19 protein-coding genes and 1 tRNA gene are annotated in these 21,453 nt (G+C 71.4%); 9 read left to right on the top strand and 11 right to left on the bottom strand.

Annotated elements, in window-relative coordinates:
- The first annotated feature begins 18 nt into the window (after window positions 1-18).
- Both ACIBK1_RS23220 and ACIBK1_RS23215 read left to right on the top strand, forming a co-directional pair.
- Window positions 19-1,227: a glycosyltransferase gene (locus ACIBK1_RS23220; protein WP_363531055.1), complete on the top strand. Its 1,209-nt coding sequence runs from the start codon at window positions 19-21 to the stop codon at window positions 1,225-1,227.
- 25 nt (window positions 1,228-1,252) lie between these two features.
- Window positions 1,253-2,182, top strand: coding sequence for a glycosyltransferase family 9 protein (locus ACIBK1_RS23215; protein ID WP_396737576.1), 930 nt, complete (start codon window positions 1,253-1,255; stop codon window positions 2,180-2,182).
- Here the strand turns inward: ACIBK1_RS23215 and ACIBK1_RS23210 are convergent.
- Both ACIBK1_RS23210 and ACIBK1_RS23205 read right to left on the bottom strand, forming a co-directional pair.
- On the bottom strand, window positions 2,142-3,233 hold the full coding sequence (locus tag ACIBK1_RS23210) for a DNA topoisomerase IB (protein ID WP_081903256.1): 1,092 nt from the start codon (window positions 3,231-3,233) through the stop codon (window positions 2,142-2,144). The genes ACIBK1_RS23215 and ACIBK1_RS23210 overlap by 41 nt on opposite strands.
- Window positions 3,230-4,282, bottom strand: a complete 1,053-nt coding sequence (locus ACIBK1_RS23205) for a glycosyltransferase family 9 protein (protein WP_030505969.1) — start codon at window positions 4,280-4,282, stop codon at window positions 3,230-3,232. Before ACIBK1_RS23205 ends, ACIBK1_RS23210 begins: the two co-directional genes overlap by 4 nt.
- 274 nt (window positions 4,283-4,556) lie before the next feature.
- Here ACIBK1_RS23205 and rfaE2 point away from each other — a divergent pair, with 274 nt between their 5' ends.
- The 5 genes from rfaE2 to ACIBK1_RS23180 all read left to right on the top strand — a co-directional run bounded on the left by rfaE2 (window position 4,557) and on the right by ACIBK1_RS23180 (window position 9,585).
- Entirely contained in the window at window positions 4,557-6,002 is a 1,446-nt protein-coding gene (gene rfaE2 / locus ACIBK1_RS23200; protein ID WP_036405083.1) for a D-glycero-beta-D-manno-heptose 1-phosphate adenylyltransferase, read from the top strand.
- Between the two features lie 10 nt (window positions 6,003-6,012).
- Window positions 6,013-6,261 carry a hypothetical protein gene (locus ACIBK1_RS23195; protein WP_143734538.1) on the top strand — a complete coding sequence of 83 codons (249 nt, stop codon included), beginning with the start codon at window positions 6,013-6,015 and terminating at the stop codon, window positions 6,259-6,261.
- A 10-nt stretch (window positions 6,262-6,271) separates the two neighbouring features.
- Window positions 6,272-7,264, top strand: a complete 993-nt coding sequence (locus ACIBK1_RS23190; protein WP_030505972.1) for an SDR family oxidoreductase — start codon at window positions 6,272-6,274, stop codon at window positions 7,262-7,264.
- A gap of 77 nt (window positions 7,265-7,341) precedes the next feature.
- A complete protein-coding gene (locus tag ACIBK1_RS23185; protein ID WP_030505973.1) occupies window positions 7,342-9,180 on the top strand; it encodes a transketolase in 1,839 nt (612 codons plus the stop codon).
- A 114-nt stretch (window positions 9,181-9,294) separates the two neighbouring features.
- Entirely contained in the window at window positions 9,295-9,585 is a 291-nt protein-coding gene (locus ACIBK1_RS23180) for a hypothetical protein (protein ID WP_396737571.1), read from the top strand.
- On the opposite strand, the gene ACIBK1_RS23175 is transcribed toward ACIBK1_RS23180, so the two are convergent.
- Both ACIBK1_RS23175 and ACIBK1_RS23170 read right to left on the bottom strand, forming a co-directional pair.
- On the bottom strand, window positions 9,545-9,937 hold the full coding sequence (locus ACIBK1_RS23175) for a ChaB family protein (protein ID WP_076438968.1): 393 nt from the start codon (window positions 9,935-9,937) through the stop codon (window positions 9,545-9,547). The genes ACIBK1_RS23180 and ACIBK1_RS23175 overlap by 41 nt on opposite strands.
- Window positions 9,938-9,981: 44 nt before the next feature.
- Window positions 9,982-10,242 (bottom strand): DUF6458 family protein, encoded by a 261-nt coding sequence (locus ACIBK1_RS23170; RefSeq protein ID WP_030505976.1) that lies wholly within the window; start codon window positions 10,240-10,242, stop codon window positions 9,982-9,984.
- A gap of 87 nt (window positions 10,243-10,329) precedes the next feature.
- Between ACIBK1_RS23170 and ACIBK1_RS23165 the strand changes: the two genes are divergently transcribed.
- Window positions 10,330-10,851, top strand: coding sequence for a shikimate kinase (locus tag ACIBK1_RS23165; protein ID WP_396737568.1), 522 nt, complete (start codon window positions 10,330-10,332; stop codon window positions 10,849-10,851).
- A gap of 80 nt (window positions 10,852-10,931) precedes the next feature.
- On the opposite strand, the gene ACIBK1_RS23160 is transcribed toward ACIBK1_RS23165, so the two are convergent.
- The 3 genes from ACIBK1_RS23160 to ACIBK1_RS23150 form a co-directional block, all read right to left on the bottom strand.
- A complete protein-coding gene (locus ACIBK1_RS23160) occupies window positions 10,932-11,399 on the bottom strand; it encodes an ATP-binding protein (protein ID WP_051761290.1) in 468 nt (155 codons plus the stop codon).
- 349 nt (window positions 11,400-11,748) lie between these two features.
- Entirely contained in the window at window positions 11,749-12,687 is a 939-nt protein-coding gene (locus ACIBK1_RS23155; protein WP_030505979.1) for an aldose 1-epimerase family protein, read from the bottom strand.
- Between the two features lie 123 nt (window positions 12,688-12,810).
- On the bottom strand, window positions 12,811-13,047 hold the full coding sequence (locus ACIBK1_RS23150; RefSeq protein ID WP_030505980.1) for a hypothetical protein: 237 nt from the start codon (window positions 13,045-13,047) through the stop codon (window positions 12,811-12,813).
- Window positions 13,048-13,538: 491 nt separating this feature from the next.
- Between ACIBK1_RS23150 and ACIBK1_RS23145 the strand changes: the two genes are divergently transcribed.
- Complete coding sequence (locus ACIBK1_RS23145) at window positions 13,539-14,645, top strand: cytochrome P450 (protein WP_231513737.1); 1,107 nt, start codon at window positions 13,539-13,541, stop codon at window positions 14,643-14,645.
- Here ACIBK1_RS23145 and nhaA read toward each other — a convergent pair.
- From nhaA to ACIBK1_RS23125, 4 genes are all read right to left on the bottom strand, one after another.
- Window positions 14,635-15,975: a Na+/H+ antiporter NhaA gene (gene nhaA, locus ACIBK1_RS23140; protein WP_396737564.1), complete on the bottom strand. Its 1,341-nt coding sequence runs from the start codon at window positions 15,973-15,975 to the stop codon at window positions 14,635-14,637. The two genes, ACIBK1_RS23145 and nhaA, sit on opposite strands and share 11 nt — an antisense overlap.
- Window positions 15,976-16,517: 542 nt before the next feature.
- Window positions 16,518-19,187: an HNH endonuclease signature motif containing protein gene (locus ACIBK1_RS23135; protein ID WP_396737560.1), complete on the bottom strand. Its 2,670-nt coding sequence runs from the start codon at window positions 19,185-19,187 to the stop codon at window positions 16,518-16,520.
- A 642-nt stretch (window positions 19,188-19,829) separates the two neighbouring features.
- Window positions 19,830-19,906 (bottom strand) — tRNA-Lys (locus tag ACIBK1_RS23130).
- A gap of 70 nt (window positions 19,907-19,976) precedes the next feature.
- Window positions 19,977-20,576, bottom strand: a complete 600-nt coding sequence (locus tag ACIBK1_RS23125; RefSeq protein ID WP_030505984.1) for a hypothetical protein — start codon at window positions 20,574-20,576, stop codon at window positions 19,977-19,979.
- Between the last annotated feature and the right edge of the window lie 877 nt (window positions 20,577-21,453).

The following is a 21,453-nucleotide window of genomic DNA, read 5'->3' as shown; positions in this document are numbered from 1 at the left end:
CTCTTGGAGGAACCCCCAGTGAAGATCGCCATGGTCTCGGAGCACGCCAGCCCGCTCGCCACCCTCGGCGGTGTCGACGCCGGCGGCCAGAACGTCCACGTCGCCGCCCTCGCCCGGGAGCTCGCCCGCGCCGGTCACGAGGTCACCGTCTACACCCGCAGGGACCGCGAGGACCTGCCGGAAACCGTCGCCTTCGGCCCGGGTGTGGACGTCGTCCACGTTCCCGCGGGCCCCGCCTCCGAGATTTCCAAGGACGAGATCCTTCCCTGGATCCCCCACTTCGGGAAGTGGCTGCACGACCGGTGGCTGTTCGACCGCCCGGACATCGTGCACAGCCACTTCTGGATGAGCGGGCTGGCCGCGCTCGCCGCGGCGGAGAAGCTGCGCATCCCGGTCGTCCACACCTACCACGCGCTCGGCAGCGTCAAGCGGCGTCATCAGGGCCCGGTGGACACCAGCCCGCGGGAGCGCATCCAGGCTGAGGCCGACATCGCGCGGCGGGTCGACGGCGTCATCGCGACCTGCAACGAGGAGGTCGACGAACTGATCCGCATGCGGGTGCCGCGCCGCGCGACCCGGGTCGTCCCCTGCGGCGTGGACGTCACCACCTTCCATCCGCACGTCGAGCCTCTGGAGCGGCCGGAGCGCCCGCGCCTGCTGTCGGTCGGCCGGCTCGTGCCGCGCAAGGGCCTGGAGACCACCATCAGGGCGCTGCAGTACCTGCGGGACGCCGAGCTGGTCATCGCGGGCGGCCCCCCGGCGGCCGAGCTGCACCATGACCCCGAGGTCACCCGGCTGCGCTGGCTCGCGACCCAGGCGGGCGTCTCCGACCGAGTCCGTTTCCTGGGCCGGGTCGAGCGTGACACGCTGCCCTCGCTGATGCGCTCGGCCGCCGCCGTCGTGTCCGTGCCCTGGTATGAGCCGTTCGGGATGGTCGCGCTCGAGGCGATGGCCTGCGGCGTCCCGGTCGTCGCCTCCGCGGTCGGCGGCCAGAAGGAGACGGTGGTCAACAACGTGACCGGTCTTCTCGTGCCGCCGCGCAAACCCACCGTGCTGGCGAAGGCGCTGCGCAAGCTGCTCGACGACCGGGTGCGGCGCACGGCGTACGGCATCGCGGGGGCCGACCGCGCCCGCGCGAGATACGCCTGGAGCCGCATCGCCGCCGAGACCCTGGCCGTCTACGACCGGGTTCTGTCCACCCGGGAGCTGGAAAGGAGCGCTTCTTGATCCTGCCGATCCCCGGGGTGAGCCGGTGACGTCGACGGCCCTCGTGCTGCGTTCCGGCGGCATCGGGGGCCTGCTCACCGTCGTGCCCGCGCTGCGCGCCCTGCGCCGCCACGGACTGCGCGTCGTCCTCGCCTGCCCGCCGGAGCTGAGCGAGCTCGCCGCGCTGACCGGCGCGGTGGACCGGATCCTGCCCGCGTGCGGGCTCGCGCCGCTGTCGTGGCCCGGGCCCGGCGAGGAGGCCTCCGATCAGCCGCCGCTCCTGCCGGACCTCGCCGTCAACCTGCACGGCCGCGGGCCGCACAGCCACCGGATCCTGCTGGATCTCGGCACGCGGCGCCTGTGGGCGTACGCCAACCCGGACGTCCCCTGGATCAGGGGGCCGTGGTGGGACCCGGGCGAGCACGAGGTGATGCGGTGGTGCCGGCTGCTCCAGTGGCACGGCGTGCCGGCCGATCCCGAGGACTCGGCGCTGCCCACTCCCCTGACCGCGAGCCCCGCGCCGGGGGCCGTCGTGATCCACCCCGGCGCGGGCGGCACGTCGCTGCGCTGGCCCGCCGACCGGTTCTCCGAGGTGGCGCGGATGCTGACGGACGAGGGCCTGCCCGTCGTGATAACCGGCAGCTCGCGGGAGCGGCCGATGGCCCTGCTGGTCGCGACCCGGGCGGTGCTGCCGCCGCAGATCGTGCTCGCGGGCCGCACCTCGCTCCGGGAGCTGTGCGCGCTGGTCGCCGGGGCCCGGCTGGTCATCAGCGGCGACGTCGCGATGACGCGGCTCGCCGCGGCCTATCGGACGCCCTCGGTGCTCGTGTCCACGGCGGACCCGCGGCACCCGGTCCTGCAGGATGGCCCGCATCTCGGCGGCCCGCATCTCGACAGCCCGCATCTCGACAGCGCCGTCCCCGCCGCCCAGGTGGTCAACGCCGCCGTGCGGGCGCTCCGCGCAGGAGTTCGATGACGGCCTCCTCGACCGGCCCGTGGGTGGCGAGCCGGCCCTCGCCGGTGTCCTCGCCCAGCCGTTCGAGAGGGATCGTCCGTCCCTTCTCGTACAGCGCGACGACGCGTGGATCCACGTAGGAGGCGCGGCAGACCGACGGCGTGTTGCCCAGGTATTCCGACACCTCCTTCATCACCCGGGAGACGGCCCGCTTGCGCCCCGCGCCGCTGCGTACGGGGCGGGAGACGGCGAGCCCGACCGCGGCCAGCACCGTGGCGTGCCAGGTGCGGAAGTCCTTGGCCGAGACGTCGGTGCCGAACGTCTCCTTCAGGTAGGCGTTGATGTCGGCGCTCCGCACGTCCACCCAGCCCTCGTCGGTGCGGTAGCGCAGCAGCTCGCCCCGGTGCCCCTTCGACAGCGCCGTCAGCACCGCGCACACGTCGGCGTCGGCCAGCACCTGCTCCCGCTCCTTGCGGCCCTTGGCCAGGTAGCGGCACACGACCTCGCCGTCGCCACACTTCACGTGCGAGGTCTTCAGCGTGGCCAGGCCGAAGGAGTCGGTGTACTCCTCCCCGCCGACCCGGAAGAATCCGATGTCGAGCATGCGCGCGGCGGCGGCCAGCACGCGCTCGCGGCTCAGCTCGTCGCCGCGCAGGTCGCGCGCGACCCGCTCACGGAACGGCGGGAGCCGCCGGGCGATCTCCAGCACGTGGTCGAACTTGGCCTCGTCCTGCTGCCTGCGCCACTCGTCGTGATAGCGGTACTGCCGCCGGCCCGCCGAGTCGGTGCCCACGGCCTGGAGGTGGCCGTTCTGATGGGCGCAGATCCACACGTCGGTCCAGGCCGGCGGGATCGCGAGGGCCCTGATCCGGCGCAGGGTGGCGCGGTCCTTCACGGGACGGCCGGAGGCCCAGGTGTAGCTGAACCCGCGCCCGCGGCGCCTGCGGCGGATGCCCGGCTCGCCCGGGTCGCTGGGCCGCAGCTCGACGGGCGGTGTCTCGAAGACCTTGGCCTTCTCGGCGAGCTCCGAAGGGGACTTCCGCGCGGGAGCCTTGTGGGCGACCGCACTCATCGCAGCAGCTCCCACGCCTGGTCGAGCACCTCGTCCACGCTCACGTCACCCACCCACGAGACGTCCTGGTGACCGCACTCCCGCATGCCCAGCTTGGGGTCGGCGGGCGTCCCGCAGACCGGGCAGCCGGACGTCCAGGAGATCAGCGGCCGCTGGTGCCCCCGGCTCAGCGGGCCCCAGTTGATCATGTTGCCGCACCAGTAGATCCCCACGGTGGGGGTGCCGGTCGCCGCCGCCAGGTGACGCGGCCCGGTGTCGTTGGAGACGAGCAGGTCGCAGGCGGCGTACAGGGCCGTGAGCCCGCCGAGGGACAGCTCTCCGACGACGGCCCTCGCGGGGGTCTGCATCTGCGCGACGACCTTCTCGACGACCTCTCGCTCCTCCTCGACGCCGGTCACCACCACCGGCCGTCCGAGGCGGTCGGCGACCTCGGCGAAGCGTTCCGGCGGCCATCTCCTGCGCCGGTCCCCCGCGCCCGGGTGGATCGCCACCAGTCCCCGAGGCACCTTGCCGAGCGTGCGGTTCAACTCGGCCCAGTCTTTTCTCACGACCGCGATGCTCGGCTCGATCTCGGTGGCGGCCGCGCCGAGCAGCCCCGCCACCTCCAGGTAGCGCAGGGTCTCGTGCTGGTAGTGGACGTACGGCACCCAGCGGTCGAGCGGCGCGGCGTCGGGGGTGCGCAGGCCGGCCGTCACCCGGGCGCCGAGGCGGCGGATGAACGGATTGGAGTTGCGCCCGCCGCCGTGCATCTGGACGGCCAGGTCGAACCTGCGCCGACGCAGGTCGTCGTACAGCTCCTCGGGAGCGGCGGACCCGTCGTGCGGGGAGGAGACGCCGGCGATGGGCGGCAACGCCACCACTTCGTCCACCGGGCCCGGGCGATCGCGCAGGAACCGTGCGTGCCATTCACGGCCGAGCAGAGTGATCTTGGCGGCGGGGTAGGCCCGCCTGAGCGCCCCGATGGCGGGCAGCGCCAGCAGCAGGTCGCCGAGGGCGTTGGCCCTCAGCACCGCGATCCGTTCGACTCCTTCCACGAGCAGCGCGCTCATGCGTCCCCCTCGCCTGGTGGCTTGAGGTCTCGTCCGATTCGCTCGCTTCGCTCGCTCATGGGTGCGAGCCGCCCCGCGGACGGACGACCACCCGCTTCGTCCCGTCGTGCATCGGACACCCCCCATTCGTCCGGCCCGCCGGCTGACCCCCGGCGAAGCACTCGTGTGGAGCGACGTCTGATCCCGGTTACCCCGGTGCGGCGGCCCCAAACCGCGCGGCCGGGTCTGCCGTGCCTGTTGTTTCCCCAGCGTCTGCGGGGGTAGCCGCCGAGGTATGACGGAAGAGACGCTCAACCGTTTCGGTGAAGTCACGGCCGTCGTCGTCGGGGACGTGATGCTCGACTCGTGGCTGCGGGGCCACACGAAGCGCATGGCTCAAGAGGCCCCGGTGCCGGTGGTGACCGTCGAGCAGATCGAGGACCAGCCGGGCGGCGCCGCCAACACCGCGGTGAACCTGGCCGCCCTGGGCGCACGGGTCCACATGGTGGGTGTCACCGGCGCCGACCCCGCCGGGGCGACGCTCAACGCGACCCTGGGACGGCTCGACATCGAGGGCCTGGTCATCGTGCGGAGCTGGCGGACCTCGGTCAAGCGCCGGGTGCTGACCGACGGCCAGATCGTGGCGCGCTACGACGAGGAGGACGCGGCGCCGCTGCCGGAGGCGGCCGAGCGCGACCTCATCGAGCAGATCACCCGGCTCGCCGCGGACGCGGACGTCATCATCGCCTGCGACTACGGCGGCGGGGTGTGCACCCCGAACGTCCGCCGGGTGCTGTGCGACCTCAGCATCGACCGCAGCGAGGGATCGCGGGGCGCGCCGATCCTGGTTGTGGACGCCCACGACGTTGCCGCCTGGCGGGACTGCCGGCCGACGGCCGTGCTGCCCAACTTCGCCGAGGTGCGGCGGCTGCTGGGCGAGGGGGACGACCACGACCGGGTGGCGTTCCTGTCCGCGCGCTCGGAGGACCTCATCGAGGCCACCGGCGCCGACCTCGTGGTGACCACGCTGGACGGCGAGGGCACGCTGCTGCACCGGCGCGGCAGGCAGCCGCACCGCACGTACGCGACCCCCGCGCCCGACACGATGAGCATCGGCGCGGGCGACACCTTCACGGCGGCGTTCTCGCTCGCCCTGGCGGCGGGCGCGGAGCCCGATCTCGCCGCCGACATCGGCCAGGCGGCGGCGAGCGTGGTGGTGCGCCGTCAGGGGACGGCCGCCTGCTCCCGCGAGGATCTGCTGCAGGCGCTGCGCCCCGGCACCGCGCTGCCGCCCGAGCGGCTGGCCGCGTGCCTGGAGCGCGACCGCGCCGAGGGCAAGCGGATCGTCTTCACCAACGGCTGCTTCGACGTGCTGCACCGCGGCCACGTCGCCTGTCTGGAGGAGGCCGCCCGGCTCGGCGACGTGCTGGTCGTCGCGGTCAACGGCGACGACGGCGTGGCCCGGCTGAAGGGGCCGGAGCGGCCGATCAACCGGTGCGAGGACCGGGTGGCGGTGCTCGCGGCGCTGGGCTGCGTGGACTACATCACCGTCTTCGACGAGGACAGCCCGACCGAGCTGCTGCGGCTCGTGCGGCCGGACGTGTACGTCAAGGGCGGCGACTACCACCCCGACCTGCTGCCCGAGGCGGAGCTGGTCAGGGAGCTCGGCGGAGAGGTGCGGGTGCTCGGCTATGTCCCGGATCGCTCCACAACGGCGATAGTGAACCGGATTCGAGGGTAGAGGGGGCTCCATGACCGAAGAACAACGCTCTCCGACCGGCAAGCCCATGGTGGAGGCGACGCCGATGGACGTGATCCGTGTCCGTATCGCGTCGTTCGCATTGGTCTTCTGCTTCGCCGTTCTGGTGCTTTCCTTCGTCGGGCGCATCTGGGTGCTGACCGCGGTCGTCGTGGCGATCATGGCGGTCATCGCGATCTACATGGCGTCCGCCGTACGCAAGCAGAAGAGGCTGGGCGGCGGGCCGCAATCGAGAGGATGACGAGGTGAGCCTGAAGGACAAGGTCGTCGTGGTGACCGGCGCGAGCGGCGGCGTGGGCCGCGCCGTGGTCCGGCAGCTCGGAGCGGAGGGCGCGAAGGTGGCGCTCATCGCGCGTGGAGAGGCGGGCCTCGCCGGCGCGGCCGTGGACGTCGGAGCGGAGGGCGGCATCGGGAAGACCTTCGCCGCCGACGTCTCCGACTACGACCAGGTCCGCCAGGCCGCCCAGCGGGCCGAGGCCGAGCTGGGCCCGATCGACGTGTGGATCAACATCGCGTTCACGACGGTGTTCGCGCCGTTCCTGGAGATCACCCCCGAGGAGTACGAGCGCGAGACCAAGGTGACCTATCTCGGCTATGTCTGGGGCACCCGGGTGGCCCTGGAGATGATGAAGCCACGCGACAAGGGCGTCATCGTGCAGGCGGGCTCGGCCCTGGCCTACCGGTCGATCCCGCTGCAGTCGGCGTACTGCGGCGCCAAGCACGCGATCGTCGGGTTCACCGAGTCGGTGCGGACCGAGCTGCTCGCCGAGGACTCGGGCGTGAAGATCACGGTGGTGCAGCTCCCGGCGCTGAACACCCCGCAGTTCGACTGGGGGCTGAACCGCATGCGGCGGCACGCGCAGCCGGTGCCGCCGATCTACCAGCCGGAGATCGCCGCCGACGCCCTCGTCTACGCCGCCGAGCACCCGGAGCGCAAGGAGTACTGGGTCGGCGGGATGACCGCCGCCACGATCATGGGCCAGCGGGCGGTGCCCGCGCTGCTCGACCGCTACCTCGCGAGAACCGGGGTGAAGTCGCAGCTCACCGGCGAGAAGGCGCCGACCGGGGTGTCCAACCTGTGGGAACCGGCGGACGAGGACAAGGACTACGGCGCGCACGGCGGATTCGACCGGCGGTCGCACGGCCGCAGCGTGCAGTTGTGGATGTCGCAGCACCGCCGTCTGATCATCGCCGCGGGCCTCGGGCTCGCCGCCGTCGCCGGTCTCGGCCTGCGCCGCCGCTGACGATCCACGTTTCTGACATATCGCGGTACGCACCTTTTGCGACGATACGAAGGGGCGTACCGGGGTAGTCGAGGGCGATGGACGAGCTTGACTACCGCTTCCTGTGCGAACTCTCGGCCCAGCTCCGGGTGGACTCGGTCCGGGCCGCCGCGGCCGCCGGCTCGGGACATCCCACGTCCTCGATGTCGGCGGCCGAGCTGATGGCCGTACTGCTCGCGCGTCACCTGCGCGTCGACGCCGCGGATCCCGCCAACCCCGCCAACGACCATCTCGTCTTCTCGAAGGGCCACGCCTCACCCCTCCTGTACGCGATGCTCAAGGCCGCCGGGGTCGTCACCGAGGAGGAGTTGCTGACCTTCCGGAGGCGCGGCAGCCGCCTGGAGGGCCATCCCACGCCCCAGGTGCCTTTCGTCGACGTGGCCACCGGCTCGCTGGGCTTCGGCCTGCCGGTCGGGGTGGGGCTGGCGCTGACCGCGCGGAGGCTGGACCGCCTGCCGTACCACGTCTGGGTGTTGTGCGGCGACAGCGAGCTCGCCGAGGGATCGATGTGGGAGGCGTTCGAGCACGCCGGGCACGAGGGGCTGAACAACCTCACGGCGATCATCGACGTGAACCGGCTCGGCCAGCGCGGCCCCACCCGGCACGGCTGGGACCTCGGCGCGTACGCCGCGAGGCTCGGCGCCTTCGGCTGGCACACCATCGAGATCGACGGCCACGACCCCGGCCAGATCGACTACGCGCTCGCCGACGCCCGGGCGACCCGGCGCCGCCCGACGGCGATCATCGCCAGGACCTGCAAGGGCCGCGGCGTGTCGTCCGTGGAGAACCGAGAGGGCAAGCACGGCAAGCCGCTTGAGGACGCCGAGCAGGCGCTCGACGAGCTCGGCGGGCCGCGTTCCCTCACCGTCAAGGTCACCCCGCCGGACGCCCCGGCCACGCCGTACCAATATGCCGGCGGCACGCTCGACCTGCCGAGATACGAGCTGGGTGAGCGGGTGGCCACGCGGGCCGCCTTCGGCGAGGCGCTGGCCGCGCTCGGCACGGCGCGAGGCGACGTCGTCGCGCTCGACGGCGAGGTGGCCGACTCGACGAAGCTGGAGGCGTTCGCCAAGGCGCACCCGGAGCGGTTCTTCGAGTTCTACATCGCCGAGCAGCAGATGGTGGCCGCCGCCATCGGCATGGCCGCCCGCGGCTGGACCCCCTACGCCGCGACGTTCGCCGCCTTCCTCACCAGGGCGTACGACTTCGTCCGGATGGCGGCGGTGAGCCGGGCCGGCATCTGCCTGGTGGGATCGCACGGCGGGGTGTCGATCGGCGAGGACGGGCCCTCCCAGATGGGGCTGGAGGACCTCGCGGCGTTCCGCGCGGTGCACGGCAGCACCGTGCTGTACCCCTGCGACGCGAACCAGACGGCCCGGCTGGTGGCGGACATGGCCGACCTGGAGGGCGTCCGCTACCTGCGGACGACGCGCGGCGAGACACCGGTGATCTACGGCCCGGACGAGGAGTTCCCGGTGGGCGGCTGCAAGATCCTGCGCACCGGCGGCCAGGCGACCGTGGTGGCCGCGGGCATCACCGTGCACGAGGCCCTGGCCGCCGCCGACCTGCTCGCCGAGGACGGCGTCTCCGTCACCGTGATCGACGCGTACTCGATCAAGCCGCTCGACTCGGCCGAGCTGGTCGAGGTGGCCAGGGCGACCGGGAAGGTCGTCACGGTGGAGGACCACTGGCCGGAGGGCGGGCTGGGCGACGCCGTGCTCGCGGCGCTCGCGGACGCGCCGGCGCCGGTGCCGGTAGCCGTGCGCAAGCTGGGCGTGTCGCGGATGCCCGGCAGCGCGACCTCCCAGGAGCAGCTGGAGGACGCCGGCGTCGACAGGGGCGCCATCCGCGAGGCCGTGCTGTCCCTGCTCCGCTGACCGCTCGATCGAGGACTCAGCCGAACGCTCGGTCGAACGCCGCTACCGGTGGGCGGCGAGGGCGCGGGCCGTCGGCGTCCCCGCGTCCCGCGGGTAGTCCGCCACGTGCCCCCGGTGAACGCGGCGCTTCTGGCCGGTCTCGCCGAGGCGATCAACGACCGGGAGGTCGTGCGGTTCGATTTGCCGGACGACGCGGCCCTGGCGTGCCTGCGTCAGGGCCTCAACGCGGACCGGCGGCGCGTGCGGCTCGTCGTGCGGGCGCGGCCCGACCAGGTGGCCGACGCGCTGAAGATCGAGGACCGCCGTCCACGTGAGAGCGCCGCCGGCCGCCCTCGTGGGGCGGCCGGCGGCGTGACGGAAGAGGTCAGCGAGCCTTGGCGGTCGCCTTGCGGTTGGCTTTCTTGATGGCGTCCACGAGCTCGTCCTTGGTCATCTTCGATCGGCCCTGGATGCCGAGGCGGCTGGCGACGTCGTAGAGATGCTGCTTGGAGGCGTTCGCGTCGACGCCCTCGGCGGTCTTGCCCTGCTTCGGCGTGCCCTTCCTCGCCTGCTCGTCCGACGGTCCGCGCCCCTCCTTCTTCTCCCAGTGGTCGCCCACCTTCTCGAAGGAGTGCTTGAGCGCGGCGAACGCCGTACGGTGGGCGCGCTGGCCCTCGCCGTACGTCTCGACGGCGGAGTCGTGCGCCTTGATCCAGGTCTCCTGGGCCTCCTTGGGCGAGCGCTCCAGGGTCGAGGGCAGTTCCTTACGTCCTGGCATGGTCCATGCCTCCCTTCAGACCGTCGGAAGTCCGTTGGAGGGGGTCAGATGGTGGGGTCGTCGTAGCGCCGCTCCTCGTACACGTGGCGGCGGGTGGCGGTGGCGTCCACGGGGGCGGCGGCGGTGACGGTGGTCCTGCGGCGGACCGTCGTCAGGCGCCAGATGCCGAAGAGCAGCCCGGCCAGACCGCCCACCATGAGGATCACCCCGATCACCTGGATGTCGAGGCCCGCGATGGTGAAGTCGACCGCCCAGGTGAGGATGGCCCCCAGCATGATGAGGATGATGCTTCCGGCGATGGTCATGGCGTTTCCTCCTTCGCCTTCTGCTCTATCCCCTCCACGGATTCCAAACGTCGCATGTGGGTGCCCGGATAGGGCACCATGCGAGTCATGACCGATATCCCCATTGTGGTGATGGGACTCATGGGCGCGGGGAAGAGCACCGTCGCCCGGCTGCTCGCCGACGCGCTCGGCCGTCCCATGCGCGACAGCGACGCCGATCTGGAGGCCAGGTACGGCACGACCGCCGCCGCGATGGCCGCCGGTCTGGGCGCGGACGAGCTGCACGCCCGAGAGGCGCTGGTGCTGCGGGAGGCGCTGGCGGCCCGTCCCACCCCTGTCATCGCCGCCGCCGCCAGCACCGTCGAGGACCCCGAGACGCGCCGCGCGCTGGCCCCCGCCTTCGTGGTCTTCCTCGACGGCCCGCCCGAGGTGCTGGCCGAGCGGATGAAGTCGAGCCCCCACCGCCCGCACTTCAAGCCCGACCTCGTACGCATGCTGACCGAGCAGCGCGACCTGCGGTTGCCGGGGTTCCACGAGGTCGCGGACCTGACGGTCGACCCCTCCACTCACGAGCCCGAGGAGATCGCGGCCGCGGTGCTCGCGCGTCTCGACGGCGCGAAGACCCCCTGAAAGGCCCTGCGGCAAGGCCCTGCGGCGACGACAGGCCCGCCCGCTCCCGGGCGGGCCGCCGCGTGTGTCAGCTCGGCGGGTCAGCCGACGGCGATGCGCATCTGGTGCGGGACGACCGGCAGCGGCGACGGGCTGCCCGCCCCTGCGAGGAACCAGACGGTCTTGCCGCCCCGGCCCGAGCCGGCCACTCCCCAGTCGTCGGCGAGTTCGTCCACGATGAGCAGGCCACGGCCGCCGATCGAATCGACGTCCGCCTCGCGCTGGTGCGGCACGCCGTCGCCCTGGTCGAAGACCTCCCCGTACACCCAGGTGCCGTTGCTGCCGAGCCGGAGGGTGAAGACGTTCCCGCCGTGCCGTACGACGTTGGAGGCGAGTTCGCTCACGATGAGGGAGCAGTCGTCCACGAGCTCGTCCAGGCCCCACCGGCCGAGCTCGCGGCGGACGAGAGCGCGCGCCTCGGCGACACTCGCGCCGACGGCGGGCAGGAGGCATTCCGCGGTCCAGACGGGGGCCGGGTCGACCGGCGCCGTACCGAAGGGGAGAGTCACGCGCGCCTCCTTAGGCTCATGGGAGCGCTCCCACGGCTCAAGATACGGCACGCAACGCAGTCATGTGAATTCAAAGAAACAAGATTGTTTCCGGTCAATGCCCGATCCGTGATGGGCGCGAAGGAGGAAACGCCGTCGCTCTTCCGCGCTGCGCCGGGAGTGCGCACGTCAGCGGCGCCGCACTCGGCGCTCCCGGCCGCCACCCCGCGACCACGGAACGTGCCCACACAACTGGGGTCACCGTGAAAATAGCTGAAATACGACCATCCCCGACTTGCGATGCGCGCAGACCGAATCATCTCGCGTGTCCACTGTGAGGCATAAGGACATTTTCGTCCGAACTGTCCTCTCACCCGAGCGCGGTGATCCCCCAGCGATGGGCGACCCGCTCCCCCGGGGCCAGGCGCACCAGGCACTCGCCGGTCGCGAAGGCGTTCGGCGGGCAGCTCATCGGCTCGACCGCCACTCCGGCCCGCCGGTACGGCTCGGCCAGCGTGTCCCCGGTGAAGACCTGGAGCCATTCGACGCCGGGCGCGGCCCACATCTCCACGCCCCGCGAGCCGTCGGCCGTCCGGAGCCGGGCCCGCACCAGCCCGTCGCCGTCGCGCCGCAGGGACGTGTAGGGGGTGTCGAGCACCGTGCCGCCGATGCGGCGTCCCACGCGGAAGTCGTACTCCGTGCCCTCGACAGGGCGGCGGCCGACCGGGATCTGCTGCTCGTCCACCGGGGTCCACTCGGCCGCGGGCACCTCGAGCACGGCGTCGTCCACCGTCTCCTCGCCGAGGGTGAGGTAGGGGTGCGCGCCTATGCCGTATGGCGCCACGCCCTCTCCCACGTTGACGGCCGTCACCTCGACCTCCAGGCCGGCCTTTCCCAGGGCGTACGCCGCGGTCAGGTCGAGCACGTGGGGATAGCCGAGCTGCGGGAACAGCCGCAGCCCGAGCCGGATCGAGGCGTCGTCCCGGTCGAGGACCGTCCAGGGCATCAGGCGGGCGAAGCCGTGCGCGGCGTTGCCGGTCCTGGGCTCGGTGATCGCGAGCTGCCTGGTCTCGCCGTCGAAGTCGTACCTGCCGTCGCGCACCCGGTTGGGCCAGGGCAGCAGCAACTGCCCGGCGCCGCCCACCGGCTGCGCATCCGCGGGGTACGACATGACCAGCGGCCGCTCGTTGTACGTCAGGGCCCGGAGGCCTCCGCCCACCTCGGTGACGGTCGCCGCGTATCCGTGCGCGGCGATCGTGTGCTGCGTGCCGGTCGGGGGGACGGGTTCGCGAACCGCAGGTTCTGTCATGAGAGGGATTTTCCCATCCATCCCATGACCCTCGCAGGGGCCTTGCGGAGAGGGCTCAGGGCCGAGCTGCGACGGGTTCCTGGGGCGTGAGCCCGGCAGCGGGGCCGGGCCCACGTCTGGGCGTCACGAGGAGAGCGTCTGGCCCGTCAGGCCCTCCTGCGCGGTGAGCAACGCGCGCAGTTCGTCCGCGCTCTCGCCGCATGCGGTCATGATCAGGCCCCGGTCCATCTCGATCCGGGACAGCGACCTGGTCAGCCGGGTCGCGTACCAGCGGCCGGCGTCGCTCCTCCAGATCGACCAGCGACCGGCGTACTCGCTGCTCAGTTGTCTCCAGGCAGCGTCCTCGGCTGAGAACCGCACTCGTCACCACCTCCAGGCTCTGTGCCGGGAGACAACGGTGTGCTCATCCGGACACGATTGGTAGTGAGAAGCGGTCTCCCCCCTCCGGCGGCGCCGCCACCCCGGCCCCGATGAAGATCTTCCGCCGGTTGCGGTGACTTCACCACGACTTGATCCCCGTTCCTCCCGTACCACCCGTCTCATGCCGGGCCGCCGGAACGGCACTGGTGTTCGTGGGGCATGGGTGGCTGGGCACGAGAAGGCGACCTGAACAAGCGCGGCCTGAACGAGCGCGGCCTGAACGAGCGCGGCCGGGCACGAGGCGGCATCCGCGGCAAACGTCCCTTATCCGGTCATGACAGACATGGTTTTACTACCTTGCCGGACAGAGAGTCAGGGGAGAAATTCGAGAGGGCCGACATCCGACGAAGGGAAGGTCACTTATGCCCGGACTCCCGCGACTGCCGTTCGAGCGGCCGGACGTCCTGGGGATATCCCCCGGCTTCGGCGAAATGCGAGCGAGAGCGCCGATCACCAAGGTCACGACCGCCATGGGCGACGAGGCGTGGCTGATCACGGGCTACGAGGAGATACGGCAGGTGTTCGCCGACGACAGGTTCGGCCGTTCCCACCCCACCCCCGAGACCGCGGCCCGCCTGTCGAACAACGCCCTGCTCGGCGGCCCGACCGGCGAGTACGCCAAGGAGCGGTCGGTCCACAAGGAGATGCGGCGCCTGCTCACCCCCGCGTTCTCGGCCCGCCGCATGCGGAGGTTGTCGGACCGGATCGGCTCGCTGGTCGAGAACCTGCTCGACGGGCTCGCCGAGCAGGGCCCGCCCGCGGACCTGCACGCCGGCCTGTCGCTCCCGCTGCCGATCCAGGTGATCTGCGAGCTCCTCGGCGTGCCGTACGAGGACAGGGACAGGTTCCGGGCCATGGCCGAGGCGATGACCGACCTGACCGATCCCGAGCGATCCGCCGCCGCCCAGCTGGAGATGAACACGTACACCTACGAGATCGTGAAGGCGAAGCGGGACGACCCGGGCGAGGACGTCTACTCCGACCTGGCGAACGCCTCGCTGCCGGAGGACGACGTGGCCAGGATCGCGGGCGGCCTGCTGTTCGCCGGCCACGAGACCACGGTCAACCAGATCGACTACGGCGTGCTGCTGTTCCTGCGCAACCCCGCCCAGCGTGACGCGCTGATGCACGACTCCACCCTCGTGGACGGCGCGGTCGAGGAGATCATGCGGGTGGCGTCGCCGAGCGAACACGGGCTGGTGCGCTACGCGCACGAGGACGTCGAGGTCGCGGGGGTGCGGATCCGGGCAGGTGAGCTGATCATGCTGTCCACCCCGGCGGCCAACAGGGACGAGCGCGCCTACCCCGACCCCGACACGTTCGACATCCGGCGGCGCGATCCCCAGCCGCACGTCGGGTTCGGCCACGGGCCGCACCACTGCCTCGGGGCGTCCCTGGCCAGGGTCGAACTGCGCGCGGTCTTCGGCTCCCTCTTCACGCGCTTCCCCACGCTGGCGCTCGCGGTGCCGTACGAGGAGCTGAAGGCGCACACCGACAGGCTGGCCGGAGGCTTTCAGGCGCTGCCCGTCACTTGGTGAACGTGGACCCGGCCGCGAACCCGTCGGCGTCGGTGCCGGCTTCGGTGCCGGTGCCGGCGTCGGCTCCGGCTTCGGCTTCGGCTTCGGCTTCGGCGAGTCGCCGGTACGCGCGGTCGCGCAGCCGCAGCACCACCGTCGCCAGCAGCGCCGCGACCAGCGAGCCGGTCAGGACCGCCAGCTTCACCTGGGCGTCGCGGGCCGTGCCCAGCCCGAACGCCAGCTCGCCGACGAGCAGGGACACCGTGAATCCGATGCCGGACAGGATCGCCAGCCCGCCGACGTCCACCCACGCCAGCCCCTCGTCGATGTCCGCGCGGGTGAAGCGGGCGGTCAACCAGGTGGCCGCCATGATCCCCAGCGGCTTGCCCACGACGAGCCCGACGACGACGCCCAGCGACACCGGGTCGGCGAGCAGGTTCGTCACCCCGCCCAGCCCGCCGAGCGACACCCCCGCGGACAGGAACGCGAACAGCGGCACGGCCACCCCGGCCGAGATCGGGCGGAACCGGTGCTCGAAGTGCTCGGCGAGCCCAGGCCCCGCCTCCGGGCCGCCCGCCTTCTCACTGCGCAGGACGGGAACGGCGAAGCCGAGCAGCACCCCGGCCACCGTCGCGTGCACGCCCGAGGCGTGGACCAGCCCCCAGGTCACTGCGGCCAGCGGGAGCAGCAGCCACCACGAGCGAACCCGCCGTTGCACCAGCACGGTGAAGACGCCGAGCGGCACCAGCGCCGCCAGCAGCGGCAGCACCGACAGGTGCGACGTGTAGAACACCGCGATGATCACGATGGCCAGCAGGTCGTCCACGACGGCCAGCGTCAGCAGGAACGTGCGCAGCGCGGCGGGCAGTCTCCGCCCCACCACGGCGAGCACCGCCAGCGCGAACGCGATGTCGGTGGCCGTCGGGGTCGCCCATCCCCGCACCTCGCCGTCCATGAGCGAGTTGACCAGCAGGTAGAGCAGGGCCGGGACGATCACACCGCCGACCGCCGCCGCGACCGGAACGACGGCCCGGCGAGGATCGCGCAGATCCCCGGCCACGAACTCGCGCTTGAGTTCAAGGCCGGCGACGAAGAAGAAGATCGCCAGCAACCCGTCCGAGGCCCACTTGGCGAGGCTGAGGTCCAGGTGCCACTCAGCCGGCCCGATCGTCGCCGAGCGCAGTCCCGCGTACGCCTCCGACCAGGGCGAGTTGGCGAAGACGAGGGCCGCGACGGCGGCGATCAGGAGCAGCGCGCCGCCGATCGTCTCCTTACGGAGGATGTCGGCGATGCGCCGGGTCTCGGCCCGGGAACTGGGACCAAGAAGGGACAGACGGCGGCTCGGGGCCATGGGCGCTCCGTTTCCGGGCTCGGTTCGACGACCGCCGACCAGACTTCCCGGCACCCCAACCTCATCTTATGGGCGAATCGGATCGAATCATCGCCACTGCACCCCCGCTGCGCCTTTCGTCCCACGGATTCTCCTCGGAGAGCGCCCGCTCACGGGTGCCGGCGACGGCAGGTTCTCGATCCGCGCCACGACGCGGTCGACGGTGACGGTCACAAGGAGGCGGACATCCCGAGCCCATCCGGCCCAGTCGACTTGGCGCGGCCGGCCCGGCGGCGGAGCCGGCGCGGGCTCGCGCGGCGCAGGGCGGCCCTCGGGAGGCGACCCGGCCCAATCGACCCACTCGGCCCCTCCCACCGGCTCGGCTGTCGCCCGGTACCTGCTCGCCCTGTGCCTGGCTCGCCCGGTACCTGCTCGCTCGATGCCTTGCCGCCCCGTGCCTGCTCGCTCGGTGGCTGGTCGCTCGGCGGCCTGGCCGTTCCGTGTTCGACCGCTCCATGTTCGACCGCTCCGTGTCCAGCCCTGCCTGTCGGTCCTGGGAGGTGTCAGAACGGCGGTTCGTCACGTTCGTCTCCGAGCAACGATCCGTGCGTCCCGGCCTCGCCCTCCGGCTTCGGTGGCGTTGCTACTCCCGTCTGCGCTTGGGGAGCCTCCTGCGGAAGCGGTGGTTCGCTGGCCGGACTCATGGTGGGGGTGTCGGAGAGGTCGCCGAGGTACCGGTAGGCCGGTGTGTTGGTCTGACTGCGGGGATGAGGACTGCAGGTGGTGATGATGATCTTCGGAAGAGGGCTGGGATAGCGGTGCCCCAGCGGGCTGGTCCAAACGACCACGTGCGGGCCGGCGGTGCTGACGCGCCAACCGCCGTGGTGCCGGGCGCGGTGGTCGTGGCGGCAGGCCAGGTGCAGGTTCTCCGCCTTCGTGGGCCCCTGCTCAGCCCATGGGAGGATGTGGTCCTGGTCGGTCCGGGTGGCGGGCGTGCGACAACCGGGCCAGGAGCAGACCCGGCCCCGGATTTGCACATATCGTCGTAACGCCGCTCCGGCCTGACGCCGCCGCTCCGAATCCGCCGCGCCGTCCGCCAACCCCTCTGCTCGCCCGTCCGCCATGCCGTTCCCGTACCGGTCCTCGTGCCGGGCGTCTGCCTCATCACGGTCCTGTATGGCAGCACTCTGGACGGGGCCGCCCAGGGCGGCGCCGTCGAATGCGGTGCTATCAGGTGCAGCACCGGCGGACACGGTGTCGACGGCCACGGTGTCGTCAGAAGCGGTGGCGGCCTCGCCGGTGGTCAGGAGGAGGGCGGCGTGCGCGGACAACTCCGCGACGACCGGCGCCCACGCTCCAAGGACGCCGGCGGGCTGGGCGGCCAGCATCCGCAGGTGACTGAGGGTGATCTGTAGTTCGACGAGACCGCTACGCCGCCGGTCACGGGCGGGGCGGTTCCGGCCGGGGGTGTGGGGGCGGGCCCGGGTGAGCCCGGTCAGCGCCAGATGGCCACTGTCGTAGCAGATGGCGTATCGCCACTGACCGGCGAGCATGCCCTCGACGATGCGCCGGGCCAGGCCGGGGTGGATAACCCCCCAGCCAGGCAGATGGGCGGGATGCTTGTCCAGGCCGAGCAGCGTGGTGAGCTCCACCCGGATCTCTCGCACCATCCACCCTCCGGCGCTCGGCCGGGCATCGGCATCCGCCTGAGCACGAGCTTGGGCATGCCGGAACCCCGCCCTGGCGGGCCCGGATTTGTCGGACCCAGCCTTAACGGACCCAGCCTTGTCGGGCACGAGCCTGCCGGGACCGGCCTGACCAGACCGAGCCTTACCGGACCCAGCTATGTCAGGCACGAGCTTGTCGGGCACCCGCTTGTCAGACTCGGCCCCACCCCGCCCTGTCTGGTGATCCGGCGTAGGCGCACGAGGCGCTGTTCCCTCCGGCCCTGAGTGGTATGGCTCCGTTGAGTGTGAGCCGCTTGCGGGCGACAGTCCGTCCGCCCCATCCTCCGAATGGCTACCCGTCTCGGCGTCACGATCGTCCTCGGCCGTGCCACCGTCGGCGTCGGCGTCCGCGTCGGTGAAACCGTCAGCGCCGCTGGCCCCGCCGATGCGACCGCCACCCGACTCATCAAGGTCACCGTCAGGACGCATGCCACGGCCTCCGGGGTGGTCAGGGCCGTCACCACTGCCCCTGCTACTGCCGCCGACGCTGGTGTCACCGTCAGGAAGGTTGGGGTCGTCGGTGCCAGGGCGCACGCCGCCACGGCCTCCGGGGTGGTCAGGGCCGTCATCGCCGCCCCGGCTACTGCCGCCACCACTACTGCCGCCGACGCTGATGTCACCATCGGGCGCGTCACCGTCATCGTCCTCTTGGGCGGCGAGGCTGTCGTGAAAGGGGTGGGAGAGGACGTGGGTGACGATCTCCTCATCCGACATCCCCTCGAACGTGCCGTCCAGGCTTCCGAGGAAGAGGTCCACCCGGATGTGGTCGATTGGACGACGGTCGCCGGCCCGCTTACACGCCCGCGCCAATTCGTCGATTCGGTCGCACCCGGCCGCCGCCCGATCCAGTGGCAGATCCAGTCCGGACACGGTTGCGGTGCCGTCCTCAGTGCGAGTCCCCACTACGCGGCGGCGGCGTACCGCCTCGGTGTAGCGGCGCTCGGCCCAGGCAGGATCGATCGCCAACGCCAGGCGCTGGATCCGCTCGATCAACTCCCCCACCGTCCAAGAGGACGCCTGGGGCACGAGCTGGTCGCACACCAGAGCGGCCTGCTCGTCGGTCAACCCCACGGTCCAACGGACGAACGCAACCGCCCGGGGTTCGTCCAAGATCCCGGCCAGCATCGCCTCGCCCAGGATCGGCAACCGGCGGTGAACATTCCACGCCAGCTCGAAGGTTGAATCGGCGCGGCGGCGTGACCACACCAGTGCCGCCCGCGCCTCATCCGGGCCGAACTCGTCCGGCACCTCCAACCGCACCACATCGTCGCCCGAGAACGAGTCCCGCAGTCCCACCTCCAGCAAGGTCCGCAAGAACCACGCCCGGTCATGGCAGACCTGCCGGTAGGCCGCCTTGAGCACCTCCACCGTGTCGAACCCCGAGACGCGCTCCACATTCACCTCGGCGAGCAGCCCGGCCAGTTCGACACCTGGAGGTGTCATCGTGAGCCCGTCCGGAATCGGAACCGCAGTGCGCGGCGGCGGAAACGCGCCGGCTCCGCTCACCCTGTGCGGAGAGGAGGAGCGGGCGCGATCAGAAGCGGACGGCACAGGCGGCGAAGTGGGCGCGCCAGGCGCGCGAGCGACGGACGGGACGCTCTGCCCGCACCGTCCCTGCGTCCTGGGCGGCGTGGAGGGCACCTGAAACAAGGTGGACGCGGACGGGCCTGGCATCGGCGGGGACCTCCTTCACAGGCCGAAGACGAAAGCATCATGGGCTCCCGGTCACCTGGACCGAAACTTACTCACACAGACTCGGCTACTTCATCAACCGGCACAGAGGCCACAGACCCAGAACGCCAACCACACTCATCCGTAACAACTACTTCAGAGGCTAACCGAACACACGCTCGAAAACAAGCTTGACCAGCACAAACGTGGGATCACAACCGACGCCCTATCCACAAGCCGAGATCGAGCGAGCGGAGCGGAGCGGAAGACGGCACGCGGAGGACGGGGCCCGGAAGACGGGGAGCCGAAGGCCACGCGGGGAAGGCGGGGGGCACGACAGGCCACGCGGGGAAGGCAGGGGGCGGAAGGCGCCGCGGGGAAGACGGGGGCACGGAAGACGGCGCGGGGAAGGCAGGGCGCGGAGGGCCGCAGAGATAGAGAAAGCCCAGATCGGCTATGCCGACCTGGGCTTTCATCTGGTGCGCCGCCAGGGACTCGAACCCCGGACCCGCTGATTAAGAGTCAGCTGCTCTAACCAACTGAGCTAGCGGCGCCCGCGATGTCCGTAACCTTAGCAGTCCCGCGAAGGTCGCGCACATCGCTCAGTGATCGGTATGTCGTGGCTCAGCTCCGCCAGGCGCCGCTGGAGAAGGGCACCGGCTCGCCGCGCAGGCCCGGCCCGTCGCCCCACTTGGTGATGACGTACTGGATCGGGATGTGGCCCTCGTCGCCGCTGACGCTCAGCGTGTCCTCGTTCCAGGTGGTGCCGGTGAGCTCGGCGAAGGTCTTGCCGTCGATGTCGAGCATGACGCCGCTGTCCGAGGGAACGCCCGGGCCGCGGTCGCCGATGAAGAACTTGGCCTTCTTGCCCTTGTAGAAGATGTAGCCCTCGGTCCCGAGCGGCCAGCTCGGGCTGGCGAACAGCCCCTGCTGCATGGGTGCGCCGATGGCCGGCGTGCCCGTGTCGCCCTGGCGGCCCGAGGCGTCGTCCCAGAAGTAGGAGCCGGTGGTGCTGCCCTGGAGCAGGACCTCTTCGTGCGTCGGAAGGGCGAGGGAGGGCTGGAGCGCCGGCAGGGCGGCGGAAACGTTTGCGGCCTCCTTGACCGGCTGCTCGACGGGCGCGGGCACGGCGGCCACGAGGGACGCGGTGACGGCCGCCGCACCGACAAGCGTCGCCGCAGCGGTGAGGCGTCGGTTGCCACGCAGGCCAAACAGAGTCTTCATCAGGGCTGGGGATCTTTCGTGAGACGACAAAGAATGGCCATGCGTCATCTAGGGACCTGCGTGCGGCAGACCACGAAGACGGGCCACGTGTCCGGGCGGAAGAAGTCGGTCACCCGGAGGCGTGTGCGCTGAAGCTATGGCGATCGGCCGGAAGGCCGTCGTGAGTCAGACGTGTGATCCGAGATGCCTTGGCTCAGAGGTCGGTGTGGGGTCACCCACGGTGATCTCCTCTCCAAGTCCAATCCAGCCACCGGTCGGCGGCAAATAGGACACTACAGGACGAGTCAGGACGAAGCAAAGTATATGTCGCATAGCTCCCAGAAGATCTACCCCTGGCCCTGTTTACCCCAAGAGGGCCCACCGCTCGCCGCCTCACCTTTGTGATGTTGACGGTGCGTGACCGCAGGCGCGATCCACACACGGTAAAGCGCAGAGGCCGTACGGCAAGAGACCACAAAGGAAATCACCGGGGACGGCGCGCTGAAGCAGCTCACAGCAAAAGCGGAGCCGCCGAGCGAGAGGAAGACCGCCGGTTTACCAAGGCAAAGGTCGTTTTCCCCGGGATGGGCCGGGACGAGCCCCGCTCCGCGCAAGGACGGGGAGGGGATTATCGGACTCTGCCGGGACGGCGGGAGCGAGGCCCGTTCGCTGGCGAGGACGCAGAGGACACTGTCGGACTCACCGAGGGCGGCGGCCGGGCCGAGGCCTGTTCCCTGTCCATTGCACTGTCCATCGACGTTCACCGTGGTTGGAGGCCGGGGCGTAGGCCCGGACACGGATGAAGCGGAGCGGACCGGAGCGAAGGCCCGGACACGGAGCGGACCGGAGCGAAGGCGCAGACGGGGGTGGGGCGGAGCGGGCCGCACCGAAGGGCCGG

Source organism: Microbispora rosea (assembly GCF_044460045.1).
GTDB lineage: Bacteria > Actinomycetota > Actinomycetes > Streptosporangiales > Streptosporangiaceae > Microbispora > Microbispora rosea.
This window is presented reverse-complemented; position numbering and strand designations above follow the sequence as displayed.

What these genes read in the sequence shown, in the direction of transcription:
- ACIBK1_RS23210 (WP_081903256.1), bottom strand. Translation starts at nt 3,233, where the DNA reads ATGAGTGCGGTCGCCCACAAGGCTCCCGCGCGGAAGTCCCCTTCGGAG.
- ACIBK1_RS23205 (WP_030505969.1), bottom strand. Translation starts at nt 4,282, where the DNA reads ATGAGCGCGCTGCTCGTGGAAGGAGTCGAACGGATCGCGGTGCTGAGG.
- rfaE2 (WP_036405083.1), top strand. Translation starts at nt 4,557, where the DNA reads ATGACGGAAGAGACGCTCAACCGTTTCGGTGAAGTCACGGCCGTCGTC.
- ACIBK1_RS23195 (WP_143734538.1), top strand. Translation starts at nt 6,013, where the DNA reads ATGACCGAAGAACAACGCTCTCCGACCGGCAAGCCCATGGTGGAGGCG.
- ACIBK1_RS23185 (WP_030505973.1), top strand. Translation starts at nt 7,342, where the DNA reads ATGGACGAGCTTGACTACCGCTTCCTGTGCGAACTCTCGGCCCAGCTC.
- ACIBK1_RS23175 (WP_076438968.1), bottom strand. Translation starts at nt 9,937, where the DNA reads ATGCCAGGACGTAAGGAACTGCCCTCGACCCTGGAGCGCTCGCCCAAG.
- ACIBK1_RS23170 (WP_030505976.1), bottom strand. Translation starts at nt 10,242, where the DNA reads ATGACCATCGCCGGAAGCATCATCCTCATCATGCTGGGGGCCATCCTC.
- ACIBK1_RS23165 (WP_396737568.1), top strand. Translation starts at nt 10,330, where the DNA reads ATGACCGATATCCCCATTGTGGTGATGGGACTCATGGGCGCGGGGAAG.
- ACIBK1_RS23155 (WP_030505979.1), bottom strand. Translation starts at nt 12,687, where the DNA reads ATGACAGAACCTGCGGTTCGCGAACCCGTCCCCCCGACCGGCACGCAG.
- ACIBK1_RS23145 (WP_231513737.1), top strand. Translation starts at nt 13,539, where the DNA reads ATGCGAGCGAGAGCGCCGATCACCAAGGTCACGACCGCCATGGGCGAC.
- nhaA (WP_396737564.1), bottom strand. Translation starts at nt 15,975, where the DNA reads ATGGCCCCGAGCCGCCGTCTGTCCCTTCTTGGTCCCAGTTCCCGGGCC.
- ACIBK1_RS23125 (WP_030505984.1), bottom strand. Translation starts at nt 20,576, where the DNA reads ATGAAGACTCTGTTTGGCCTGCGTGGCAACCGACGCCTCACCGCTGCG.